Here is a 25,344-nt window from a genome sequence, read left to right on the forward strand (position 1 = left end):
TAAAAGCTATGATGAAAAGAATAACTTTTTTGATATTGGCCGCATTGTTGCCTGTTAAGTTTGTGACAGCGCAACCCAAGGCTAATCATCCAAAAACTAAAAAACGCATGCAAACCAATTCGAACCATAAATTAGTGATATACCAGCTATTGCCGCGCTTATTTGGCAATGCAAAAACTACCAATAAATTCTATGGATCGATAGAAGAAAACGGGGTTGGCAAGTTTAACGATATTACCGACGCTGGTTTGCAGGAGATCAAAAAAATGGGCTTTAGCCACGTTTGGTATACCGGCGTAATTGAGCATGCTACGATGACCGATTATTCCGCCCATGGTATCCATCCGGATGATCCGGATGTGGTTAAGGGCCGTGCTGGCTCGCCGTATGCCGTGAAAGATTACTATGATGTAGATCCCGATCTGGCCGTCGATGTTAAAAATCGCATGACGGAATACGAGGCTTTGATTAAGCGCAGCCATGCTAACGGGTTAAAGGTATTAATGGATTTTATTCCTAACCACGTGGCCCGTACCTACCATTCGGACGTAAAGCCTGCCAGTGTACACAATTTTGGCGAGGATGACGACAAAAGCAAAGCCTTCGACGCGAGGAATGATTTCTATTATATTCCTGGTCAGCCGTTTAAAGTTCCGGGAGGATATAACCCGGGAGGAAATGATTTTCATAGCCCTTTAAAAGACGGCCATTTTGATGAGAACCCAGCCAAAGCAACCGGTAACGACGCTTTCACGGCATCACCATCTATCGATGATTGGTTTGAAACCGTGAAGCTAAATTATGGAGTAGATTACGCCAATAACCGCACCGGGCACTTCGACCCTATCCCACCGGTATGGCAAAAAATGTATGACATTCTTAACTTTTGGAGCAATAAAGGTATAGACGGCTTCCGTTGCGACATGGTGGAAATGGTACCCTTTGAGTTTTGGAATTGGGTTATTACAAAACTCAAAGCAGAACATCCTAACCTGATCTTCATCGGCGAAGCGTATAATAAAACCGAATACAGCAACTATATTATTAAAGGTAAATTTGACTATTTGTACGACAAGATTGGCCTTTATGATGCCATTAAACGCTTAGTGCGTAATGAAGACCATGCCACAACCTGGGATATTAATGCCATTTGGAACCACGATAGTAAAGGCATCGACGAACACATGATTCGCTTTATGGAAAACCATGATGAGCAGCGAATTGCCTCAAACGACTTTGCGGGCAATCCGTGGTTAGCCGTTCCGGGGATGATTGTTACGGCAACGCTAAACAAAGGTCCCGTGATGATCTACTTCGGTCAGGAAGTTGGTGAGCCGGCTACCACAGCCGAGGGTTTCAGTGGAGCTGATGGTCGCAGCAGTATTTTTGATTACTGGGGCGTACCAGAACATCAGAAATGGTTGAACAACGGCAAATTTGATGGAGGTCAATTATCCGACGATCAGAAAAATCTACGTAGCTTCTACAGCAAATTATTAAACACAGTAAAAGCTAATGAGGCATTAACTAACGGCAAGTTCTATGAGTTAATGATCGCGAATGAACACAACACCGGTTTCAATACCCGCGTATACATGTACCTACGTTATACCGACAACGAGAAGGTATTAGTAATAACCAATTTTAATCGCAACGAGCAGCATTTGAATGTGAAGTTACCAGCAGATTTATTGCAGCAATTGCATGTGAGCGGCTCGGTTAATTTTACTGATTTATTGAATGGAAGTTCATATAATACTAGTGACATTAATAACGGCCTCGATATTACGCTACCGGCAAGTAGTGGTGTGATGTTGAAGTTTTAGAAATAGTTTTCAAAACTGTCAAGCTGAACTTGTTTCAGCACCCCACGCGCTGAGTATGCGTTATGCAAAGCACGTAGCTTGTCCTGTGGGATGCCGAAACAAGTTCGCATGAAGGGCGGCAATAAAGAGAAGAAAAACCAGTTCTTCCGTTCCTAATCAATGAGCGATTGAACTAATAAACCATAAATAAACCCTGATTAAATGAGTAAACCCGCAATTGCCGAAAAACCAAAATTGAGTTTCTGGCAGATCTGGAATATGAGCTTCGGCTTTTTGGGCATCCAATTCGGTTTTGCATTGCAAAACGGTAACGCCAGCCGCATCCTCCAAAAGTTTGGCGCCGACGTGGAGCATTTATCGTGGTTTTGGTTGGCCGCACCAATTACCGGGATGATCGTTCAACCGATTATCGGTCATTACAGCGACCGCACATGGAACCGCCTGGGCCGTCGTCGACCATTCTTTTTAACGGGTGCCATTCTATCCGCTATCGCATTATTCCTGATGCCTAATTCAGCAGCTATTGCATCCATTGCCCCTCCTATTTTGGTGGGTGCAGGTATGCTTATGATAATGGATGCCTCGTTTAATGTGGCAATGGAACCATTCAGGGCATTGGTTGCGGATAATTTGCCGGATAGCCAGCGGAGCATTGGTTTCTCAGTGCAAACCTGCTTGATTGGCTTAGGTGCTATTGTAGGTTCATGCCTTCCATATATTTTCACCCATTGGTTTCATATCTCTTCAACCGCGCCCGAAGGACAAGTAGAAGACAACGTAAAATATTCGTTCTATTTGGGTGGTACCGTTCTTTTATTAACCATTCTTTGGACTATCATTCGCACTAAAGAATATTCGCCCGAAGAATATGCTAAATTCCATCCCACCGAAGAAGTTGAACATAAACCCAAAAGCGGAATTGCAGAAATATTGACCGACCTGAAAAGAATGCCGAAAACCATGAAACAACTGGGGCTTGTCCAATTTTTTTCCTGGTTCGCGCTTTTCTCAATGTGGGTATTTACCACCCCTGCTATCGCAGCGCATATTTACCATGTTGCACCAGGCGACACATCTTCACAAAAATATAGCGAAGCCGGCGACTGGGTAGGTATTTTGTTTGGCGTTTACAATGGTGTATCGGCCATCTATGCCTTGATTTTACCATCTTTAGCTAAGGCTACCAGCCGCAAACAAGCACACGCTTTCTCCTTAGTAATGGGCGGAATAGGCTTGTTATCAATATTTTTCATCAAAGACCCACAATGGCTTATTTTGCCGATGATAGGTATCGGTTTGGCTTGGGGCAGTATTTTGGCTATGCCTTATGCTATTTTATCAAGCTCTATTCCCGCCAAAAAAATGGGTGTTTACATGGGCATTTTCAACTTTTTTATCACCTTTCCGCAAATTGTAAATGGGTTCTTCGGTGGCCCTATCGTAAAATACTTTTATAACGGCCAAGCCATTTATGCTTTGGTGCTAGCGGGCATTTTTATGCTATGCGCGGCTATATCGGTGTTATTTGTGCAAGACAATAAAGATATCAGTGTTAAGCGTGCGTTACAGTAAAGGTAAGATTGACATTTGTTGGCCCAGTTATTGGTAATTATCAATATCTTGGCGCTCTTTAAGCCGCTCAGCGATTGATTAATAAGAAATTCGGTTCATGGACGAAAATATACTTAACCCCAACCCCATTGGGAAAATAATAGAAGAAGAGGAAGAATTTCACCACCTTAATAACCCTGTATTGGGGTTAAAACCAATAGTAAAAAAATATTTAGGTAGTGTTACAGACGTTAAAGAAGCAGGTAATAAGTTTTTCTTTACAGATAGCGAAGCCCGAGTTGAAGTCACAGTTGTAACAGACGAGATTATCCGTGTAAGGTTAGCACCGCATGGTGTGTTCCTCGAAGAATTCTCGTACGCAGTACCTAAACACGACCAAAAAGCAGTTGTTTTTTCGCTGCACCAAGACGAGAACGAATACCGCGTATCAACCAATACGGTAAATTGCCATATCCGGAAAATTGATTTTCATATCTCTTTTTCTGATACTCAAGACCATGTTACCAGCCAGGATTCAGTGCCAATGCATTGGGAGGAAAACACCCAGTTTGGTGGTTACTATGTTTTCGGCACTAAGGTTTGCCATCACGACGAGGCTTTTTACGGTTTAGGCGATAAGGCATCTGACCTTAATTTACGTGGTCGCAGGTTTAAAAACTGGAACACCGACGCTTACTCTTTCGGCTGGAACCAGGATCCACTTTACCGCAGCATCCCTTTTTACATCAGCTTAAACGAAGGTATAGCCCACGGGATCTTTTTCGATAACACATTCAAAGCCACTTTCGATTTTGGTGCCGAAGACCGCACCAAAACCAGTTTTTGGGCGGATGGTGGCGAACTGCAATATTATTACATCCACGGCCCGCACATGATGGACGTGGTTAAACGTTATCATCTTTTAACCGGCACCCACCCCATGCCACCACTTTGGGCTTTGGGTTATCATCAATGCCGTTGGAGCTACTATCCGGAAACTAAGGTAATGTCAGTTGCGAAAGGCTTCCGTACAAATCAAATCCCTTGTGATGGTATCTATCTGGATATCGATTATATGGATGGCTACCGCTGCTTTACCTGGAACCGCAAGTACTTCCCCGATCCTAAAAAAATGATTAAGGAATTGGCTGCAGATGGCTTCAAAACTGTGGTAATTATTGATCCGGGAATCCGTGTGGATGATAATTACAGCGTGTTTAAAGAAGGTAAAGAGAAACGCTATTTCTGCCGCCGTTGCGACGATTACTTTATGGAGGGACACGTTTGGCCTGGCCGTTGCCAGTTTCCAGATTTTACCAACCCAGAGGTTCGCGAATGGTGGGGAGGTTTGTTCGATGAATTAGTGCAACTTGGCGTAGCCGGTGTATGGAACGATATGAACGAACCTGCCGTATTTGGTGCAGGTACTTTTCCCGACGACGTGCGCCACCAATATGATGGTTTCCGCGGATCTCACCGTAAGGCACACAATGTTTATGGCATGCAAATGGTGCGCGCTACCTACGAAGGCTTGCGCAAACTGATGAAAAATAAGCGTCCGTTCACCATAACCCGTGCAGGTTACTCTGGCTTGCAACGTTACGCTTCTGTTTGGACTGGTGATAACGTAGCATCGTGGGAGCATTTACGATTGGGTAATATCCAGTGCCAGCGTTTGTCTATGTCGGGCGTACCATTCTGCGGTACAGATATCGGCGGTTTTAGCGGCGAACCAGACGGTGAGTTGTTTACCCGCTGGATTCAGTTCGGTGCCTTCTCTCCTTTTATGCGTGCGCATTCGGCCGGTGATACCAAAGAGCGCGAACCATGGAGTTTTGGCGAACCCTATACCGCTATCAACCGTAAATTTATAGAGCTACGTTACCGCTTGTTGCCGTATATGTATTCAACCTTTTGGGAGCACCATCGTTATGGCTTCCCAATTTTACGCCCGGTTGTTTTACAGGAGCAAGACGTGTTAACTAACCAGGCTCGTCAGGATGAGTTTACCTACGGTGACAAGATTTTAGTTTGCCCGGTTATGGAACCCGGACAAACCAGTCGCCCGGTATACCTGCCAAAAGGTCAATGGTATAATTTCTGGACTAATGAAATTGCTCAGGGAGGCGGCGAAATTATGGTGCCTACCCCACTCGAAACCATCCCGGTATTTATAAAAGCCGGTGCGGTGCTACCAGAATACCCGATAATGCAATATGTAGGCGAAAAGGAAATTGAGGAAGTTAAACTTAACGTATATTACGCAGATCACGAAGTAAATTCCTTCCTATTTGAAGATTATGGCGAAACCTTTGCCTACGAGCAGGATATTTACCTCGAGAAGAAATTCATTGTAAACGGTAAAAATAACCTTGTAACCATCGAACAAACTATGGAAGGGCTATACACACCACGCTATGAAAACTATCATTTCAGGCTAATCGGCTTACCTTTTGCCCCAACCAAAATAATTGTTGATGGCAAAACCATAACCGACTTTGTACTCACGGAAGATAAATGCTACGAGTTTAAATTCTCCAAAAACTTTAAGCATATCGAAATACTTAAATAAGTAAAGCCCCCCGATAACCGGGGGGCTTTTTTATGCCTAAAACTGTCTATCTGGTGTAAACACTTTTTTCTGCTCAACAATATTGCTACATTACATTAGCTTGCACAAACAAGCCTGCTTAATAAACGTTCAACCTTAAACGGCACTATATCGCCTGCGCTCACAATGGCAAAACAAACCGATAAAACAAAAAAAGAACCAACAGTTAAGAAAACACCAACAGCTAAACCTTCAGAAAAAGAGGCGGCGTTTCCTGAAACTGAACCCATAAAAACGGTAAAGAAATCTGCAGCCAAGAAATCTGCCGATAAACCTATCGAAGCCGGCAAAATATCAACACCGACGCCTGTTAAAACCAAAGGTTCTAAAACGGCAAAAGTTAAAAATCCGACAGAGGCCTTAACCATAACCGGCGAACACGCAGGTTACATGGAGTTTTATAGCCGTTTTACTGATTTCGATATTGCGTTGTTTAAGTCGGGCAAGCACTTTAAACTATACGAAAAGTTAGGCTCGCACGTAGTGCAGCACCAGGGTGTAACGGGCACCTATTTTGCGGTTTGGGCACCTAACGCCAAATATGTAGCTGTTGTGGGTAATTTTAATTATTGGGGCGCTGGTTCGCATCCATTAAATGCACGTTGGGACGGCTCGGGTATTTGGGAAGGTTTTATCCCCAACATTGGTAACGGCGAAGTTTATAAATATTTTATCAACTCCAACACAGGTCAGGACTTTGAACGAGGCGACCCGTTTGCTTTAAGATGGGAAATTCCACCAAGCACGGCATCTATCGTAACCGATACTTATTATGAGTGGAAGGATGAGGATTGGATGTACAACAGGCGTCAAAACAATAGTTTGCATAAACCTTATTCTGTATATGAACTTCACGTTGGCTCTTGGGCGCGTAGTCCCGAAAGTCCCGACGAGTTTCTAAATTACCGCCAGTTGGCAGATAAATTAGTTCCGTACATTGAAGAAATGGGCTTTACACACGTAGAGTTTATGCCGATTATGGAACACCCTTACTATCCAAGCTGGGGTTACCAGATCACGGGATATTTCGCTGCATCGTCCCGTTATGGTTCACCGCAGGATTTGATGTACCTGGTTGAGAAACTGCACCAGGCAGGCATTGGTGTTATCCTGGACTGGGTTCCATCCCATTTCCCGGGAGATGCCAATGGATTATATAACTTCGATGGCACGCATTTATACGAGCATGCTGACGTTCGCAAAGGTTTCCACCCCGATTGGAAATCGTATATATTTAATTATGGCCGTAACGAAGTACGTGCATTTTTAATCAGTAATGCCATGTTTTGGCTCGACCGCTATCATGTGGATGGTTTGCGTGTTGACGCTGTGGCATCGATGCTGTACTTAGACTATTCGCGCAAGCATGGCGAGTGGGAACAAAACGTTTTTGGCGGTAATGAGAATCTTGAGGCTATTTCTTTCTTGAAAGAATTTAACGAGGCTGTTTATCAAAACTTCCCGGATATACAAACCATTGCCGAAGAATCGACCTCATTTACAGGCGTAAGCCGCCCGGTATTTTTAGGTGGTTTAGGGTTTGGCATGAAATGGATGATGGGTTGGATGCACGATACGATCAAGTATTTCAGCGAAAATCCGGTGCACCGTAAATACCATCACAATCAGATCACTTTTAGTTTGATCTACGCCTTTACCGAAAACTTTATGCTGCCCTTTTCGCACGACGAGGTGGTTTACGGTAAAGGCTCTATGCTGGGTAAAATGCCTGGCGATGATTGGCAACGCTTTGCTAATCTTCGCCTGCTTTACAGCTACATGTTTACCCATCCGGGCACCAAATTACTGTTTATGGGTAGCGAGTTTGGGCAAAGTGCCGAGTGGAATTATCAGCACTCGTTAGATTGGCACCTGCTGCAATATGATAGCCACAACGGTATTAAGGAAACCGTTAAAGCGCTTAACCAACTTTATAAAACTGAACCGGGTTTATTCGATAAACAGTTTGATTATAGCGGGTTCGAATGGATAGACGGAGGCAATGCTGATGACTCGATACTGGTTTATGCCCGTAAAGGCAACAGTGAAAATGATGATCTGGTGGTGGTGCTAAACATGACCCCGGTTACCCGCGAAGGCTTTAGAGTTGGCGTACCAAAAGCTGGTACATGGAAGGAGATCTTCAACTCCGACCAAACAGCTTATTGGGGCACGGGGGTGATTAATTATGATGCTATAACTTCAGAAAATGAAAGCTGGCATGGCCGTGAAGATTCGATTGTGATTACCGTTCCACCATTGGCGGCAGCGGTGTTTAAAAGACAAGCTTAACAAACATGACTAACTCCAGATTTTTCTATCTATATCTGATTGGTGGAATTGCCGCTTTGGCTTTATTGATTTATAACGTAGTGATCAATTATCCCGCGGTTATGTTTACCTCCATTGCTTTCGAAGCATTTATGGTAATTGTACTGTTTTATCTGGCCAATAAAACTTACCATGAGAAAAAAGATAAGGAGATGATGTAAGCGTTGATTTCGGATGTTGAATTGATCGATAATAACCAACAAGAATTTCGCATTTGTATGTTAAGGCGTATATTTAGGTTAAATTCGAAATAGAAAATTCGATATCCGAAATCATCAATGAAATACTTTAAGGCTGTACTATTTGTAGCATTAACGCTTGGCCTTATCTGGGCTTTGCAGCATAAATTTGGAAGCACACCACCCGTTGGCAACTTCCTTAATCCGGCCAACGGTTTCTGGCAAAACGCAGAAAGCAAACACACTTTAAAATCTGAAGTCCTAAAAATAGATGGGTTACAAGAGCCGGTTACTATCAGGTTTGATAGCAACATGGTGCCCCATATCTTCGCCAAAAACGATCATGATCTTTACTTAGCGCAAGGCTATATCACAGCCCGCGACAGGCTTTGGCAAATGGACATCCAAACCCGCCAAGCGTCAGGTAGGCTATCGGAAGTAGTTGGGCCCGGAGCTTTAGAGGTAGATCGTTATCACAGACGTATCGGGATGGTATTCGGTGCCGAAAATTCGCTGCGCATGGCTATGAAAGATCCCAAAATTAGCCTCGTAATCAACGCATACTCCGAAGGTGTTAATAGCTATATCCATCAATTATCGCCGCGCGATTATCCTATCGAGTTTAAATTACTTGATTACGCTCCTGAGGATTTCAAACCCATCAATTGCATTCTGTTGTTGAAATTAATGGCCGAGACGTTATCTGCAGGCTCTGATGCGGCCCCCATGACTAATATCTTAAACCGTTTTGGTGCAAGCGTAACCAATGACCTTTTTCCTGACTATCCTTTTCACGAAGATCCGATAATACCGGCAGATACCAAGTGGGATTTTAAACCTCAGGCATTGCCCAAGCCATCCAAACATTTTTTGGCGCAACAATCAATTATGCCTACCCCACAAAAACCTGAAGGTATTGGCAGTAATAACTGGGTTATAGCTGGTAGCAAAACTGCAAGCGGCTATCCACTATTGGCCAATGATCCGCATCTGAACCTTACATTTCCATCTATCTGGTATCAGATACAGCTAAATGCACCGGGCGTAAATGTAAATGGCGTTTCGATACCGGGTTCGCCTTGCGTAATTATTGGATACAACAACAACATAAGCTGGGGTGTAACTAATGTTGATGCCGATGTTTATGATTGGTATCAGATTAAATTTAAAGATGCGTCGAAAAACGAATATTGGTATAATAACCAGTGGAACAAGGTTAAAAAGCGTATTGAGGTAATAAACATTCGCGGACAACAACCTTTAAATGATACGGTGCTATATACTCATCATGGCCCGGTATCTTATGAAGACGCTGCAAAGAAACCCAAAGATTCTTACGCGGGCATGCCCATTGGCAGCGCCTTAAGATGGATAGCCCATGACGAATCGGACGAGTTAAATACCTTTTACCTGCTTAACCGCGGTAAAAATTATGATGACTATCGCGAAGCTTTAAAATATTACGGGTCGCCGGCTCAGAACTTCATTTTTGCAAGTAGCGAAAAAGATATCGCACTCACGCCAAACGGCAGATATCCACTGAAATATAAAGACCAGGGCAAATTTATTTTAGATGGCACCGACCCAGCCGATGACTGGCAAGGCTGGATAGCTCCTGAACAAAATCCTACGGCTAAAAATCCGGCACAGGGTTATTTAAGTTCGGCAAACCAATCGTCTACAGATCCGAAGTACCCCTATTATATCAACTGGCATTTTGGTCCTTATGAACGCGGCAAGCGAATTAATACCCGCCTTGCGGCCATGCAGAAGGCTACCGTTGATAGTATGCGCACTCTACAAACCGACAATTACAGCATTTTAGCACAGGATGTACTGGCAGAAATGTTAAAATACATTGACACCACGAAACTGGATGCCGATCAAAATCATGTGCTTGACATTTTAAAACATTGGGACAAGCAATGTAATGCCAATTCGATAGGTGCTTCTATTTTTAATACCTGGTGGAACAATTTCTACCAAATGGTTTGGAACGATGAATTTGGCAATCCCAACGATCATTTTATAATGCCCAATCGCGACCGGACAGAAAAACTATTATTAAAAGAACCAGGCTCCAAATGGTTCAACAATACCAGTACTCCTGTTGTAGAAACGTGCAGCGACATTATCAATCAGTCATTAGCCAAAACCATCGGTCAGCTTACACACCAATACGGCAAACTCGGTAAAAACTGGGAATGGGGTAATGTTAAGGAAACCTATATAAACCATTTGGCCAACATACCAGGCATGGGCCTTGGTAAATTCAAAGCTGGTGGCACGGGCTCAACCGTTAATGCGCTGATAGATGGGCACGGCCCATCATGGCGAATGGTGGTGCAAATGGGGCCACAGGTAAAAGGCTATGGTGTTTTCCCCGGTGGCGAATCTGGTAATCCCGGCAGCTTTTACTACAGCAACATGTTCGACACCTGGAACAATGGCAAACTCAACGAACTGCTGTTTATGCAATCGGCCAATGATCAGGCTAATAAAATTAAAACTACGTTAACCTTAACCTCTAAATAAAATGCTGTTTGTAATCATCTTTATCGTAACCTTTGCCAGCGGATTTTTATTCACCTGGTGGGCGGCGGCTATTATAGCATTTGTGGCTACATTTTACGCAGGCCGCACGCCAGGGCAATCGTTCTGGTCGGGTTTCTCGGCAGTGGCCTTGGTTTGGGGTATACATGCCTTATTAAAAAGTGTACCTAACGACCACATACTGGCAAGCCGGGTGGCAACTATGGTGCACCTGCCTAACTGGATCTACTTGCTAATTGTTACGATGATTATCGGTGGTCTTCTAGGTGGTATGTCGGCATTGTCAGGCTTGTTGGTTAAACGCGCCTTTACCGAAGTATAACAACAGATTGACTCTAATATATCTGTAAGGTACTTATCTTTGCAGTGTGCAAAAACCAGATCAGCAACAAATATTTTCCATTACTAACAGGCAGCAGTTTGACGATGCCGCATTGCAGGTATTCCGGTATCAGGCCGAAAACAATGCTATTTATAACCAGTTTATCAAGGGCTTAAACGTTGATCCGTCTACGATAGACAGTATATACAAAATTCCGTTTCTCCCTGTCGAGTTTTTCAAATCACAAAAAGTAGTTAGTTCAAGTGACGAGCCACAGGTAGTTTTCACCAGTTCGGGCACCACGGGCAGAATCACCAGCAGGCATCTGGTTACCGATGTAAGTTGGTACGAACAAAGTTTTCGTAAGGCATTTGAATTATTTTACGGCGATATCCGCAATTATTGCGTGCTCGCCCTGCTCCCCTCTTATCTGGAAAGATCTGGTTCTTCGCTTATTTATATGGCTGAGGATTTGATCAGCCTTTCTGAGAATCCCGCCAGTGGCTTTTATTTATACAATCACGAAGAACTTTATCAGCAATTACAAAAGCAACAATCTGCGGGTAAGCCAACTTTATTGATTGGTGTTACTTTTGCCTTGCTCGATTTTGTAGAACAACATCAGATCAATTTCCCCGAACTTATTGTAATGGAGACCGGTGGTATGAAAGGCCGTCGCAAGGAAATGATCAGGGAAGAACTGCATGAAACATTAACCAATGGCTTCGGCGTAAAGCATATCCATTCGGAATATGGCATGACCGAATTGCTTTCGCAAGGGTATTCTAAAGGTGACGGCATATTTAACTGCCCACCCTGGATGAAGATCATTACCCGCGATACCAACGACCCGATTTCAACTCAAATGGACGGCCGCACGGGTGGTATCAACATAATCGACTTGGCCAACATTAATTCATGTTCGTTTATCGCTACTCAAGATCTTGGTAAAATTTATCCTGATGGATCGTTCGAGGTATTAGGTCGTTTTGACAACGCCGATATTCGCGGATGTAATTTGCTGATTGCTTGACGTTAGCTCATAATTTTATTTATTTTTGCCCCGGTTTATAAAATCAAACTCAAAATGATCGACAAATATTTAGCTGACCAGCAAGAACCTAAAGCCGTTGAAAAAGTTTATTCGCGCTTAAAGGAATTATTGCCTGCCGGAGAAGACACACTATATATTGCCACCCAGAAAAAACCTTTGGTAAACATACTGCCAGATTGCATTGCGGTTACCAATCGCAGGGTATTGTTTTTTACCCCGGCTAACCTTGGCCTTTCTATCAAGTTTTTAGACTTCACCTGGAAAGACATCGCCGATGTAAACGTTAAGGAAGAAATTATAGGCGCTGTATTTACTGTTACCACCGTTAAAGGTGCCGAAATGGGTGTTGACTATTTACCTAAAGTACAAGCACGCAAACTTTACCAATTTTCGCAGCAATGCCGCGAAGAAGAACGCAAACGTGTGGAAAGACAAGAAGGTCATATCATTAACATACCTGCCGAACCAACCCCAGTGGCACAGCAAGCTGCTCCGGCGCCTGTTGCTCCACCTACTCCGGTACCTGCGCCTGCTCCAACCCCGGCACCAGAGCCAGTTGTTGCTGCCAAACCAGATGAACTAACCGAAAAGCTAAAAAAACTAAAAGTACTTTTTGATAACGGTTTGATCTCTCAGGAAGAATATAACGCTAAGAAATTAGATCTGTTAAGCGATTTCTAGGAATCGATTTACACCATAAAAAGAAAGCCCTTCGAAATTTCGAAGGGCTTTCTTTTTATGGCTAAGCCTGATTATTCAGCAATGATCAGGAAGTAATTTTTCTTTCCTTTTTGCGCGATCAGAAATTTATTGTTGATCAGGTCGGCAGTAGTGAAAACTTGCTCGGTTGACGCAATTTTCGCTTTGTTTAACGAGGTGCCGCCTGCCTGTATCATTTTCTTGGCTTCTCCTTTTGATGGGAATACAGCGGTTTTTCCGGCCAGCAATTCAACCGAATTAATACCTTCAGCAAGTTCTGATGCTGATATAGTATAATGAGGAACACCTTCAAATAAACCTGTGATCTCTTCATCATTCAGTTCATTCAAAAATTCGATACCAACATTACCAAACAAAAACTCCGACGACTTGATCGCTTTTTCGTAGGCCTCTTCGCCGTGTACGCGAATGGTAATGTCTTTCGCTAATGCTTTTTGTAATGCACGCTGATGCGGTGCTTGCTCATGCTCCGCTTCTATCGCAACAATTACGTCCTGCTCAAACAAGGTAAATATGCGGATATAGCTTTTAGCATCAATGTCAGTAGTATTTAACCAGAATTGGTAAAAATTATAAGGTGATGTTTTAGCCGGATCCAACCACACTGCACCGCTTTCAGTTTTACCAAATTTAGTACCGTCGGCCTTTTTAATAAGTTGGGTAGTTAAAGCAAATGCTTCGCCCGCATCTTTACGACGAATAAACTCTGTACCGGTTACAATGTTACCCCACTGGTCGCTGCCCCCCATTTGTAGCGAGCAGTTTTTATGTTTCCACAAATAGTAAAAATCGTAGCCTTGTACCAACTGGTAAGTAAACTCTGTGAACGACATCCCGGTTTCTCCTTCCAGGCGTTTCTTTACAGAATCTTTAGCCATCATATAGTTAACCGTAATGTGTTTACCCACATCGCGGATAAAATCTAGAAAGGTAAAGTTCTTAAACCAATCGTAATTATTAACCATTTCGGCGCTATTGGCACCGCTTTCAAAATCAAGAAACCTGGCTAATTGTTTCTCCACACATTCTAAATTGTGTTGCAATATATCTTCCGACAGCAGGTTACGCTCCGCAGACTTACCCGACGGGTCGCCCACCATGCCAGTAGCGCCGCCAACTAACGCATAGGGTTTGTGGCCCGCACGTTGAAAGTGAATCAAAGTCATGATCTGGGTTAAGTGCCCAACGTGCAGCGAATCGGCAGTAGGGTCGAAACCAATATATCCCGAAGCCATGCCTTTATTCAGCATTTCTTCTGTACCTGGCATAATCGTATGCAGCATCCCACGCCAGGTTAATTCTTCAACAAAGTTCATTATCATATAAATAAGGACTGCAAAGATAGAATAATGGAGATAAAAACTTTATCAGGGATGCGATTTCTGCCTGTATCTATTAACATAAATACTACATAAAAACAACACGGAAATTTCTATATCCGCAACAAATTGGCTATTTTGCCTATAACTGTATGAATTTTTTATCGCACTATTACTTTGACAAAGAGGTTACCAACTGCTATCATATCTTAGGCACCGTGCTGCCTGACCTGTTAAAGAATGCCGATAAAACTGTAATCATACACCCTGAAAAATTAAATCATCCCGATGGACGTTTTCAAAGCCTGATAAGCGGATGGCGAAAGCATTTAGATGTAGACCGCTACTTCCATTCTGCAGAATTTTTTAAATATCACTCGCATCAATTGAAACTGGCTTTATTGCCGGCATTGCAGGGCTCGCCGGTAAAACCTTTCTTTTTAGGCCATGTGGCTTCTGAGCTGATATTGGATAATTTATTACTAACAACAGGCAAAGTAACTATTGAAGGTTTTTATGACCATTTAAATGGCTGTGATAATAAAGTAATTTATGAGTTTCTGATGTTTAGCGGAATGAAAAATCCCGATATATTTATCCGCTTTTTTGATGAGTTTAAACGTAGCCGTTACCTTGGTACCTATAGCGAAACATCGCAGGTAGCCTATGCCCTAAAACGCATTTGTATGCGGATATGGCAACACCCTTTCTCTGCCGACCAGGAGGCTCTGCTCACTTCCATCATCGCCGATTATCGCGAAACCATGAAGCCTGATTTCATGAGCATCTTTAATCTGATAAGCAATAGCCTGGAAGCGCAATATAACCGCCCGGACTAATTAAGGGATAACTTCTACCGGGTTTTCGGCTGGTTGAATTAGTTGCTTCCTTTTGGCCCTTCTAAAAAACACCCCGAACGCTATTGCGGCTATCACGCCCGCTGTTCCCTGAACAAATAAAACATAACGCGCATTAAAATGATGCGCTGCCAGTCCAGCTAAAAAGCTACCTAAAGGCTGCACGCCCATAAATGCCATTACATAATAGCTAATTACACGGCCACGCATATTAGGCGCAACAGTGGTTTGTATAAAAGTATTGGTACCTGCAATTTGTATCATCATACCCAGGCCACCGGTGGCAATAAATATTAACCCAAGCCACAAATAGCTACTCATGGCAAATAAGGCTATACTAATTCCACAAATTAAAGAAGCTATTATAATGGTTTTGCGCAAATTCTCTGTAGACCGTAAGGTGGCCATATAAATGGCACCTGCCAAAGCACCGAGCCCCGACATGCTATTTAACAAACTATAGGTAGCCGCGTTGCCATGAAAAACATCTTTAGCAAAAATTGGCATCAAAGTACTATAGGTCATGGTAAAGAAACTAGTGCAGGCCATCAGCAAGATCATCAGCTTAATATTGTGTTCACTTTTCAGATATTCATAACCACCTTTTAAATTCTCCCATACAGTACCTACTGCTTTAGCCCGGGTCTCGGGTTTTAGTTTCATCAACAATAGCGAAACAATAACAGCTATAAAACTCAGCGCATTTACAGCAAAGCAAACGCCCATACCAACCGTGGTTAACAAAACACCCGCCACTGCAGGTCCTATTAACCGGGCCAGGTTTACCATAGATGAGTTGAGCGCAATGGCATTCTGCAGGTCAGCTTTGTCATCAATCAACCTAATCATAAGCGACTGCCTTGCCGGCGTATCAAAAGCATTTATAATACCTAACACTGCACTGAGGGCAATTATGGCTGGCATATAATAATGGTGTGTTAATATAAGCGCCGTCATAATACAAGCCTGCGTCATAGCGGCTATTTGAGTGGTTAACAACACCTTATAACGATTATGCCGATCTGATATCGCGCCGCCATATGGCGATAGCAACATGGTAGGTATTTGTCCACAGAAGTTAACAACACCAAGCATTAACGCAGAGTGGGTTACGGTATAAACAAGCCAGTTAACGGCTATACGCTCCATCCAGGTACCGATAAGCGATAGTGACTGGCCTACAAAGTAAAGCCTGAAGTTGGGGTATTTTAATGATCTGAATGTGGCCGACATGGTAAATAAAACGACAAGTATCCTGCTTTTATGTTTGTTGAAAATGGGCAGAATGTAAAAATCAACTAACGTAAACGCCCTGTTACACGCCTAATTAAGTGGCACAACATTTAATTATTTTTAAAAAACCTGCTCAAAATCAGCAATTAACATTAAAATAATTTTTATCTACCAAAAATATATGTGTACCTTTGCAGTCCCAATTGTATTGGGAAAAGGAGACAATTTATTTAATGGCAAAAAAACAAGAAGCAGAAAAAGAATTGAAGTCTAAAGAGGCGGAACTGGGAACAGTTGCACTTCCGACAGAAAAAGAAACTATTGAATCAGAAGCTGATTCAATTTCTATTGATGAAATCAAATCTAAAATCACAGCAAACAGCAGCGATTTCGACTGGGATGCTGATGACAAAAAATTTGGTAACTACAGCGATGCAGAACGCGCAAAGTTTGAGCAAATGTATGATGGTACTTTCAACTCTATCAACCAGGGCGAAATTATCACCGGTACTGTAGTAAACATCAATAACAAAGATGTGGTATTAAACATCGGCTTTAAGTCTGATGGTATGGTATCATTATCAGAATTCCGCGATACTCCGGAGCTTAAAGTAGGCGACACAGTGGACGTATTCGTAGAATCACAAGAAGATGCTAACGGTCAGTTAGTATTATCACGCAAACGTGCGAAAACTCAGAAATCATGGGAGCGCATTAATGCGGCTCTGGACAATGATGAGATCATCACTGGTTTTGTGAAGAGCAGAACTAAAGGTGGTTTAATTGTTGATATAATGGGCGTTGAAGCCTTCTTACCAGGTTCACAAATCGATATCAAACCTATCCGTGATTACGATGTGTACGTTGGTAAAACAATGGAATTCAAAGTTGTTAAAATCAACCACGAGTTTAAAAACGTAGTGGTATCGCACAAAGTGCTGATTGAAGACGATTTGGAAAACCAAAAAACTGAAATTGTTGCCAAACTTGAAAAAGGTCAAGTATTGGAAGGTACAGTTAAAAACATTACTGACTTCGGTGTATTCATCGACCTTGGTGGCGTTGACGGCTTACTGCACATTACTGATATTTCATGGGGCCGTATCGAGCATCCAAGAGAAGTTCTTTCACTTGATCAAAAAATCAACGTGGTTGTTCTTGACTTTGATGACGAGAAAAAACGTATCGCCCTTGGTTTAAAACAATTAACTCCACACCCTTGGCAAAACCTTGACGAGTCTATCGTTATCGGTTCTAAGGTTAAAGGTAAAATTGTAACTGTTGCTGATTACGGCGCATTCTTAGAAATCATCCCGGGTGTTGAAGGTTTGATCCACGTGTCAGAAATGTCATGGTCTCAAAACTTACGCAACCCACAAGAATTCTTAAAAGTTGGCGACGAAGTTGAAGCACAAGTATTGACATTAGACCGCGAAGAGCGCAAAATGTCATTAGGTATTAAACAATTAACTCCTGATCCATGGCAACAAGCTGCTGAGCGTTACGCTGTTGGCACACAACACGTTGCTACAGTTAAAAACATGACCAACTTTGGTGTGTTTGTTGAATTGGAAGACGGCATTGATGGTTTAATACACATCTCTGACCTTTCATGGTCTAAAAAAGTTAACCACCCTAACGAATTCACTAAAGTTGGTGAGAAATTAGACGTGGTAGTACTTGAACTGGATGTTGAAAACCGCAAGCTTAGCTTAGGCCACAAACAACTGGAAGAAAATCCTTGGGATACATTTGAAACCATCTTTACTTTAGACAGCGTACACGAAGGTACTGTGTTAAAAGTAACTGATAAAGGTGCAATTGTAGCTTTACCTTACGGTGTTGAAGGCTTTGCGCCTACCAAACACTTAGTTAAAGAAAATGGTACTCCATTGAAAGCAGAAGAAACTGCTGAATTTAAGATCATTGAATTTAACAAGGATACAAAACGTATCGTTATTTCACACTCTCGCATTTGGGAAGATCAGCGCGCTGAAGCCAGAATGCAAGATTTCGAAAACCGCAAAAAAGAAGCAAAATCTACAGTTTCTGCAGTTAAGAAAGTGAAAGAATCAGTTGAGAAATCTACTCTGGGTGATTTAAGTGTACTTGCTCAATTAAAAGAGCAAATGGAAGGCGCAGAAAGCAAAGCTGCTGCGAAAAAAGCTCCAGCTGCACCTAAAAAATCTGAAGAGGAAGCTCAATAAGCATTAAATAAATTCCCTTTTATAAGCCCTGTACAGTAATGTACGGGGCTTTTTTTGTGGGCTCACTTTTATAACTCTTGTCATTCTGAACAGCAGTTAACAATCCTCTACGCTAATACATGGCATTTCCTTAACTCTATAATTCTGGTTCAATACAAGTATAACTAAGAAGATCCTTCGCTATCGCTCTGGATGACAAAATCCATTGATGAAATTAAAATAACTCCGGCAACTCAATCAATCACCCACCTATTCAACCCAATCAACCAATAAATCAATTTCCAATTTCTCTCATCAACAAATCAACAAATTAGTTACCTTTGCCCAAATCCACCCAAACGATGCAAAATCTTACGCTGCTCGACGGTCAAAAATTTCAGATAACCATACAGCGTTTATGTCGTCAGTTAATCGAAAATCATAACGATTTTTCAGATTCTGTCATTATTGGTATACAGCCCCGCGGCATTTACCTGGCAAAACGCATTGCAGAAGAACTTCGAAAAATACTTCCTGGAAAAACGATACTACAGGGCGACCTGGACATTACCTTTTACCGCGACGACTTTCGACGCCGTGGGGAACAACTGGTGCCCAACCAAACCAAAATAGATTTTATTACCGAAGGCAAAAAAGTAATTATGATGGATGATGTGTTATGGACAGGCCGTACCATTCGTGCCGCCATGGATGCATTACAAGCCTTTGGCCGACCAGAAAAGGTAGAACTACTGGTATTGGTTGATCGACGCTATTCGAGACATTTGCCGGTAGCTGCCGATTATACAGGCATTGAGGTTGACTCTATCGCTTCACAGAAAGTTGTAGTAAGCTGGAACGAAGCTGATAGTGAGGATAGGATTGTGTTAGTGAATGAATAATAACGCTTTTTGTTATTCTGAACGGCAGTGAAGAATCTTCTGCTACTAATAAGTCGAAGAAGATTTCTCCTACGTCGAAATGACAAAATAGATAATAATATCGTCGCAATGACGAAAAGGGACAAAAGCAAATAACAGATGGCAGGACTGAGCACACGGCATTTATTAGGTATAAAAGATTTAAACGCGGCTGATATACAGCTGATATTTGAAACTGCTGATACATTTAAATCGGTTTTAAACCGGCCTATTAAAAAAGTGCCTTCATTACGCGATGTAACTATTGCTAATATCTTTTTTGAAAACTCTACCCGTACACGTTTGTCGTTTGAGCTCGCCGAGAAACGCTTATCTGCCGATGTGGTAAACTTTGCAGCCTCGTCATCATCAGTAAGCAAGGGTGAAACCTTGATAGATACTGTAAATAACATCCTGGCCATGAAGGTAGACCTGGTGGTAATGCGCCACCCTTATGCCGGTGCAGGTGTTTTTTTATCTAAACACGTAAAAGCACAGATAGTAAACGCCGGCGATGGTGCACACGAGCACCCTACCCAAGCATTGCTAGATGCCTTCTCCATTCGCGAAAAATATGGCGATGTAGCCGGTAAAAAAGTAGTAATTGTTGGCGACATCTTACACTCGCGTGTAGCCTTATCAAACATACTTTGCCTTAAACAATTAGGCGCGGAGGTTATGGTTTGCGGTCCGACTACGTTAATCCCGAAATATATCGGCTCGTTAGGTGTTAAAGTTGAGCACGACTTGATCAAAGCCTTAAACTGGTGCGATGTAGCCAATATGTTGCGTATACAGTTAGAGCGTCAGGATATTAAGTATTTTCCTTCTCTGCGGGAATATACTATGCTCTACGGCTTAAATAAACAAATACTGGATGGCCTAAATAAAGAGATCACGGTAATGCACCCCGGCCCTATTAACCGCGGCGTGGAGATCACCAGCGACGTAGCCGACAGCAAACAATCGATCATATTAGACCAGGTTGAGAACGGTGTTGCTATTCGTATGGCGGTTTTATATCTATTGGCTGGGCAAGCGTAAGCCCCGGGGAAAGAGAATCAAGAATAGAGATACAAGAATCAAGATTCAATCAAACTAAAAATTTATTCTTCTAATTACAAAAAAGCCCTGTAAATTAAACATTTACAGGGCTTTTCTAATAAACAGGTGTTAATATTATTCGCTGGTACCTTTGTCGTCATCTTTGCTGGCAGGCTTGTCTCTAAGTGGCATGCCATCTCTAATTTCGTCGGTGGCTTTTGTTAAAACCTTGTCGCCCACTTTTATACCTTTTCCAAATATTTCGATATTACCCTTACCGTCTTCGAGGCCCGGTTTAACATCAACCCATTTAGCATGGTGGTTGCTATCAACTGTTACAATAAACACTTTCTCGGTAGATTTTACAACGGCTGCCGTAGGCACTATAAAGCTGCTATCGCGAGAAGGTAGCGGCACGTTTACTTCGGCAGACATACCTGGTAACAATTTCTTGTCTTTGTTGTAAACATCCATCTCCAAATGCTCAGAACGTAAACGGGCATCAAGCGCTCCTGCTAAACGTACTATTTTAGCTTTAAAGGTTTCGTTAGGCATAGATCGCACCGTAAACTCAACTTCATCTTTATTACTCAAACCTGCGGTGTATGCTTCTGGGATAGATACTATTAAACGCATTTTGCTTTGTTGCTGTAAAACTAACACAGGCAATGTTGAGCCACTGCCACTTGGGCCAACATAAGCACCAATGTTTACGTTACGTGCAGTAATTACGCCATCAAAAGGAGCACGGATAACCAAGTACTCCAAGTTAGCGCTAACTTGTTTGTAGAATGATTTAGCTGCCTCGATGTTAGCGTAATCAGCATCCTTTTTAGCAGCCGCCTGGTCAACATCGTTTTGGGCGATAGTACCGGGCACTTTAGCTGTATTAACCAAACGATCGTAGTTTGATTTGCTTGCGGCATAAGCAGCTGTTTGTTGTGCTATACGCGCTTTTGCCTCTGCTAGCTGAGAGTTAATCTCAGGTGCTTCAAGCGTCATTAAAACCTGGCCTGTATGCACTTCAGAACCAACATCTACCTTTAATTCTTTTACATAGCTGGCAACCTTTGCGTAAAGGTCTACCTGTTGGTATGGTTGCAACTCGCCGGGAACCTGAATGTTGGAAGTTACTTTACCTTTCTGCAGGTCTACAGTTTCAACAACCGGGTTATCAACCGCCTGCTCCTGTTGCTCGGCAGCCTGGTCTTCTTTTTCCTTTTCTTTTTTATCGCCGCAGCTGCTTAAAATTAAGCCACATGCTACCAAAGCAACTACAGCTTTTGATAAATTAACCGGCATTTTTAACGTGATAGTTTTCATTGTGTATTTCTTACTGATATGTATCAGGTATCAATTCTGTTAGTTATTGTATTTCTATTAAACGCTGATCGTTATCGCCTTGCTGGGTGTGTTTCAATGGCACATAAAATTTGCTTTCTTTATCTTCCGGATCTAACGATACAGAATCAGTAGCCGCGTTGCCTTGTACCCATGCAAAAATTAATGGCAGTACTAACAATGCTGCAAAAGTTGATGCAAATAAACCACCGATAACCGCGCGTCCCAGTGGTGAAGTTTGGTCACCACCTTCACCCAAGCCAGAGGCCATTGGGATCATACCCACCATCATGGCCAAACTGGTCATAAGGATTGGTCTTAAACGAAGAGTTGCAGCTTCACGGGCGGCCTTAAGCGCGTTGCCGTTGAATTTACGTATTTCTTCAGCATTTGATATCAACAATACCGAGTTGGATATAGATACCCCTACCGACATGATCATACCCATGTACGACTGCAAGTTTAGCGTTGAGCCGGTTATTTTAACCAACAGTAACGAACCAAATAATACCGCCGGCACTGTCGACAATACAACCAAAGCCACCTTAAACGATTGGAAGTTTGCAGTAAGCATCAGGAATATCACAATAATTGCAACCAACAAACCTCCTTGTAAGCTACCCAACGTATCATCCAAAGTTTGAGTTAAACCGCGTGGCTGTACCGTTAAACCACGAGGCAGTTCGCCTAACGATTTAATTACTTTCTTTAAATCATCTGCAGCAGTACCCAAATCTTTTTTATGAAGGTTAGCTGTTACAGTAACCATTGGTATAGCTCCGATATCATCGTCCTCGCCATAAGTTGTACCCATTTTAACATCGGCAACATCACCTAATACAGGTCGTGGCTGATTGGCCATAATAGGAATCTCTTTGATGGCATTAATGTCAGACATCTGATACTCAGGAACCTGTACTTGCACGTTATAGCTCAATCCAACCTTTTCATCCAGCCAAACGTTTTTGTCGGTAAACCTTGATGATGATGTGGCTGCAATTAACGAACGTGAAACATCGCTTAGTGATAATCCCAGTTGAGCAGCGCGCACGCGGTCGATGTTAATATTGATAGCCGGATACTTTACAGCCTGGCCTAATTGCACATCGCGCATGTAATCTATCTGTTTAAGCTTATTTAATATTTTGTAAGCGTAAACAATGTTCTGCTTTTTGTTTTTACCCATAATGGCCACCTCAACAGGAGTTGGCGAACCCTGGCTCAGAATTTTATCCGTTAAATCGATAGGTTCGAAAGACAATGACACACCGGGCTGTTCTTTAGCCATTCGTGCTCTAAACTTCTCTTTAAAATCATCCAGATTTACTTTATAGTCTTCGGCAAGGTTAACTTGTAGTACGGCTTCCTGTGGGCCGGCCATAAACAAATAGATTGGACTAGTTGAAAACTGCGAAGGGTGCTGACCAACAAAGGCGGATGTAACCTGAATGTTTTTTCGGCCCACCATATCGTTCAACATGTGCAGCGTTTTAACCACAACCGCTTCGGTACGCTCTAAACGGGTACCATCAGCGGCACGCAATCTCACCTGGAAAGTACCGGAGTTTACCTTCGGCAAAACATCCCGTCCGGTAATACTGAGGATTAGAAAGGCCAGGCCTAACGCACCAACCACGTAAGCAATTGAAATCAGCTTACGGGCTTTCATCATGCCATCCATCAGGTTCAGATATTTAGCTCTAAACTTATCGAAGCCACCACCACTTTTGGCATGTTCTTCTATGAGTCTTAGCTCTTCTTCCTTCTGAGCTGCTTTGTCACCTTCGTCTTCCATAGCATAATCCGCTTTCTCATGCTTGTTCACCATTATCCAGTTGGCCATTACCGGTACAAACGTTTGTGCCAACAAGTATGAGGTGATCATAGAGAAACCAATAGCTAGTGCCAACGGCAAGAATAATGCACCCGGAATGCCCGTCATAGTAAAGGCCGGTGCAAACACCGCCAGGATACAGAACAGAATCAGCAACTTAGGGAACGCGATTTCCTTACAGGCATCCCAAATAGCCAGGGCCTTGGGTTTCCCCATATCAAAGTGCTGGTGAATATTCTCGATCGTCACCGTCGACTCATCTACCAATACTCCGATAGCGAGCGACAAGCCGCTCAACGTCATGATATTAATAGTTTGGTGGAACAGTGACAAAAAGAGAATACCAGAAATAATAGATGTAGGGATCGTTAAAATTACAATAAGTGCCCCTCTCCGGTCTCCCAAAAACAGTAAAACCATTAAACCGGTTAGTACGGCACCTATTGTACCTTCTTCGGCTAAACTTTTAACCGCATTAATAACATATACAGATTGGTCAAACTCATAAGATAGTTTAACATCATCTGGCAATAAGGCTTGAAAACGAGGAATTGCCTTTTTTAAATTTTGAACTACTTCCCAGGTAGACGCATCTGCCGATTTAGTGATAGGCAGGTATACTGAACGTTTTCCATTAATTAAGGCATAGCTGCTAGTGATGTCGGCACCGTCTTCAACTGTACCCACATCGCGTAAAAATATTGTTTGGATTCCATTCCGATAAATTGGAATATTTCCAAAATCAGGAATCTTTTTAATAGAGGTATTTGCCGGCGTTACATAGTTAAAATCGCCTATACGAACGTTACCTGCCGGTGTGTTTTGGTTATTATCACGAATGGCCGCCACAATTTGATCGGGCGTTAAGTTATGCGAACGTAAAAGTTGAGGATCAACCTTAACAACTACTGTACGGGTGTTACCACCGAACGGTGCCGGTGCAACCAGACCGGGGATTGATGTAAACGATGAACGCACATAGATGTTGGCCATATCCAACAACTCATTATTAGTGCGGGTTGGGCTGCTCAATACCAATTGCCCGACAGGCAAGGTAGAGGCATCAAAACGGAGGATGAAGGGTGGCTGAGTTCCGGGTGGAAAAATAGCCTGAGCCCTGTTGGTATAGGCCGTCACCTCCGCGGCGGCCTGGGCCATATTGGTACCCTGGTAAAAAGTTAATTTAATTAATGTTAAACCTGTAATGTTACGAGTCTCGATGCTTTTTACACCAGATACGTAAAGAAGTAAGTTAACGTATTGTTTACCAAAGTATGATTCCATCTGATCGGCAGTATAACCACCAAACGGATGCGAAACGTAAATTACCGGAAGATTAAGATCCGGGAAAATGTCAATCTTGATACTGCGTACCGCATTGATACCGAAGAAGAACAAACCGGCCACAATAACCAATACTGTAATTGGCCTTTGCAAAGCGCCTTTTATCATTCCCATCTTTT

At 42.6% G+C, this 25,344-nt stretch carries 17 protein-coding genes; 13 read left to right on the forward strand and 4 right to left on the reverse strand.

All coding sequences use genetic code 11. The annotated features are described in order from the left end of the window. Positions 1-8: 8 nt before the first annotated feature. The 9 genes from GSY63_RS18050 (at position 9) to GSY63_RS18090 (ending at position 13,108) form a co-directional block, all read left to right on the forward strand. On the forward strand, positions 9-1,826 hold the full coding sequence (locus GSY63_RS18050) for an alpha-amylase family glycosyl hydrolase (RefSeq protein WP_243749262.1): 1,818 nt from the start codon (positions 9-11) through the stop codon (positions 1,824-1,826). Between the two features lie 201 nt (positions 1,827-2,027). Then, the gene (locus tag GSY63_RS18055; protein WP_166587231.1) at positions 2,028-3,398 is read left to right on the forward strand and encodes an MFS transporter; all 1,371 of its coding nucleotides are present in this window, start codon (positions 2,028-2,030) and stop codon (positions 3,396-3,398) included. A gap of 97 nt (positions 3,399-3,495) precedes the next feature. Beyond that, complete coding sequence (locus tag GSY63_RS18060; protein WP_166587232.1) at positions 3,496-5,949, forward strand: glycoside hydrolase family 31 protein; 2,454 nt, start codon at positions 3,496-3,498, stop codon at positions 5,947-5,949. Between the two features lie 429 nt (positions 5,950-6,378). Then, positions 6,379-8,280, forward strand: coding sequence for a 1,4-alpha-glucan branching protein GlgB (glgB, locus tag GSY63_RS18065; RefSeq protein WP_243749283.1), 1,902 nt, complete (start codon positions 6,379-6,381; stop codon positions 8,278-8,280). Between the two features lie 5 nt (positions 8,281-8,285). Continuing rightward, a complete protein-coding gene (locus GSY63_RS18070) occupies positions 8,286-8,480 on the forward strand; it encodes a hypothetical protein (protein ID WP_166587234.1) in 195 nt (64 codons plus the stop codon). 117 nt (positions 8,481-8,597) lie between these two features. Further along, positions 8,598-11,033: a penicillin acylase family protein gene (locus GSY63_RS18075; RefSeq protein WP_166587235.1), complete on the forward strand. Its 2,436-nt coding sequence runs from the start codon at positions 8,598-8,600 to the stop codon at positions 11,031-11,033. Position 11,034: 1 nt separating this feature from the next. Further along, positions 11,035-11,373: a hypothetical protein gene (locus tag GSY63_RS18080; RefSeq protein ID WP_166587236.1), complete on the forward strand. Its 339-nt coding sequence runs from the start codon at positions 11,035-11,037 to the stop codon at positions 11,371-11,373. A gap of 46 nt (positions 11,374-11,419) precedes the next feature. Further along, on the forward strand, positions 11,420-12,406 hold the full coding sequence (locus GSY63_RS18085; RefSeq protein ID WP_166587237.1) for a LuxE/PaaK family acyltransferase: 987 nt from the start codon (positions 11,420-11,422) through the stop codon (positions 12,404-12,406). A 54-nt stretch (positions 12,407-12,460) separates the two neighbouring features. Further along, positions 12,461-13,108, forward strand: coding sequence for a PH domain-containing protein (locus GSY63_RS18090; RefSeq protein ID WP_166587238.1), 648 nt, complete (start codon positions 12,461-12,463; stop codon positions 13,106-13,108). Positions 13,109-13,179: 71 nt separating this feature from the next. Here GSY63_RS18090 and tyrS read toward each other — a convergent pair whose 3' ends face one another. Then, positions 13,180-14,463 (reverse strand): tyrosine--tRNA ligase, encoded by a 1,284-nt coding sequence (tyrS, locus tag GSY63_RS18095; RefSeq protein ID WP_166587239.1) that lies wholly within the window; start codon positions 14,461-14,463, stop codon positions 13,180-13,182. Between the two features lie 155 nt (positions 14,464-14,618). Here tyrS and GSY63_RS18100 point away from each other — a divergent pair, with 155 nt between their 5' ends. After that, complete coding sequence (locus GSY63_RS18100) at positions 14,619-15,305, forward strand: hypothetical protein (protein ID WP_166587240.1); 687 nt, start codon at positions 14,619-14,621, stop codon at positions 15,303-15,305. On the opposite strand, the gene GSY63_RS18105 is transcribed toward GSY63_RS18100, so the two are convergent. Beyond that, the gene (locus tag GSY63_RS18105) at positions 15,306-16,556 is read right to left on the reverse strand and encodes an MFS transporter (protein ID WP_166587241.1); all 1,251 of its coding nucleotides are present in this window, start codon (positions 16,554-16,556) and stop codon (positions 15,306-15,308) included. Positions 16,557-16,789: 233 nt separating this feature from the next. Between GSY63_RS18105 and rpsA the strand changes: the two genes are divergently transcribed. The 3 genes from rpsA to GSY63_RS18120 all read left to right on the forward strand — a co-directional run bounded on the left by rpsA (position 16,790) and on the right by GSY63_RS18120 (position 20,706). Beyond that, on the forward strand, positions 16,790-18,763 hold the full coding sequence (rpsA, locus tag GSY63_RS18110; protein WP_166587242.1) for a 30S ribosomal protein S1: 1,974 nt from the start codon (positions 16,790-16,792) through the stop codon (positions 18,761-18,763). A 341-nt stretch (positions 18,764-19,104) separates the two neighbouring features. Then, positions 19,105-19,644: a bifunctional pyr operon transcriptional regulator/uracil phosphoribosyltransferase PyrR gene (gene pyrR, locus GSY63_RS18115; RefSeq protein WP_166587243.1), complete on the forward strand. Its 540-nt coding sequence runs from the start codon at positions 19,105-19,107 to the stop codon at positions 19,642-19,644. A 138-nt stretch (positions 19,645-19,782) separates the two neighbouring features. Then, on the forward strand, positions 19,783-20,706 hold the full coding sequence (locus GSY63_RS18120; protein WP_166587244.1) for an aspartate carbamoyltransferase catalytic subunit: 924 nt from the start codon (positions 19,783-19,785) through the stop codon (positions 20,704-20,706). 135 nt (positions 20,707-20,841) lie between these two features. Here the strand turns inward: GSY63_RS18120 and GSY63_RS18125 are convergent, their stop codons facing one another. Together GSY63_RS18125 and GSY63_RS18130 are read right to left on the reverse strand one after the other, a co-directional pair. After that, on the reverse strand, positions 20,842-22,029 hold the full coding sequence (locus GSY63_RS18125) for an efflux RND transporter periplasmic adaptor subunit (RefSeq protein ID WP_243749263.1): 1,188 nt from the start codon (positions 22,027-22,029) through the stop codon (positions 20,842-20,844). Between the two features lie 43 nt (positions 22,030-22,072). Beyond that, positions 22,073-25,339: an efflux RND transporter permease subunit gene (locus tag GSY63_RS18130; protein WP_166587245.1), complete on the reverse strand. Its 3,267-nt coding sequence runs from the start codon at positions 25,337-25,339 to the stop codon at positions 22,073-22,075. Positions 25,340-25,344 lie beyond the last annotated feature (5 nt).

The sequence above is a fragment of the Mucilaginibacter agri genome (genome assembly GCF_009928685.1).
GTDB lineage: Bacteria > Bacteroidota > Bacteroidia > Sphingobacteriales > Sphingobacteriaceae > Mucilaginibacter > Mucilaginibacter agri.

Excerpts from the sequence above, each read along its gene's own strand:
- GSY63_RS18070 (WP_166587234.1), top strand. The coding sequence starts at position 8,286 with ATGACTAACTCCAGATTTTTCTATCTATATCTGATTGGTGGAATTGCC.
- GSY63_RS18075 (WP_166587235.1), top strand. The coding sequence starts at position 8,598 with ATGAAATACTTTAAGGCTGTACTATTTGTAGCATTAACGCTTGGCCTT.
- tyrS (WP_166587239.1), bottom strand. The coding sequence starts at position 14,463 with ATGAACTTTGTTGAAGAATTAACCTGGCGTGGGATGCTGCATACGATT.
- glgB (WP_243749283.1), top strand. The coding sequence starts at position 6,379 with ATGGAGTTTTATAGCCGTTTTACTGATTTCGATATTGCGTTGTTTAAG.
- GSY63_RS18050 (WP_243749262.1), top strand. The coding sequence starts at position 9 with ATGATGAAAAGAATAACTTTTTTGATATTGGCCGCATTGTTGCCTGTT.
- GSY63_RS18105 (WP_166587241.1), bottom strand. The coding sequence starts at position 16,556 with ATGTCGGCCACATTCAGATCATTAAAATACCCCAACTTCAGGCTTTAC.
- GSY63_RS18060 (WP_166587232.1), top strand. The coding sequence starts at position 3,496 with ATGGACGAAAATATACTTAACCCCAACCCCATTGGGAAAATAATAGAA.
- GSY63_RS18080 (WP_166587236.1), top strand. The coding sequence starts at position 11,035 with ATGCTGTTTGTAATCATCTTTATCGTAACCTTTGCCAGCGGATTTTTA.
- GSY63_RS18130 (WP_166587245.1), bottom strand. The coding sequence starts at position 25,339 with ATGGGAATGATAAAAGGCGCTTTGCAAAGGCCAATTACAGTATTGGTT.
- pyrR (WP_166587243.1), top strand. The coding sequence starts at position 19,105 with ATGCAAAATCTTACGCTGCTCGACGGTCAAAAATTTCAGATAACCATA.
- rpsA (WP_166587242.1), top strand. The coding sequence starts at position 16,790 with ATGGCAAAAAAACAAGAAGCAGAAAAAGAATTGAAGTCTAAAGAGGCG.
- GSY63_RS18090 (WP_166587238.1), top strand. The coding sequence starts at position 12,461 with ATGATCGACAAATATTTAGCTGACCAGCAAGAACCTAAAGCCGTTGAA.
- GSY63_RS18100 (WP_166587240.1), top strand. The coding sequence starts at position 14,619 with ATGAATTTTTTATCGCACTATTACTTTGACAAAGAGGTTACCAACTGC.
- GSY63_RS18120 (WP_166587244.1), top strand. The coding sequence starts at position 19,783 with ATGGCAGGACTGAGCACACGGCATTTATTAGGTATAAAAGATTTAAAC.
- GSY63_RS18125 (WP_243749263.1), bottom strand. The coding sequence starts at position 22,029 with ATGAAAACTATCACGTTAAAAATGCCGGTTAATTTATCAAAAGCTGTA.
- GSY63_RS18055 (WP_166587231.1), top strand. The coding sequence starts at position 2,028 with ATGAGTAAACCCGCAATTGCCGAAAAACCAAAATTGAGTTTCTGGCAG.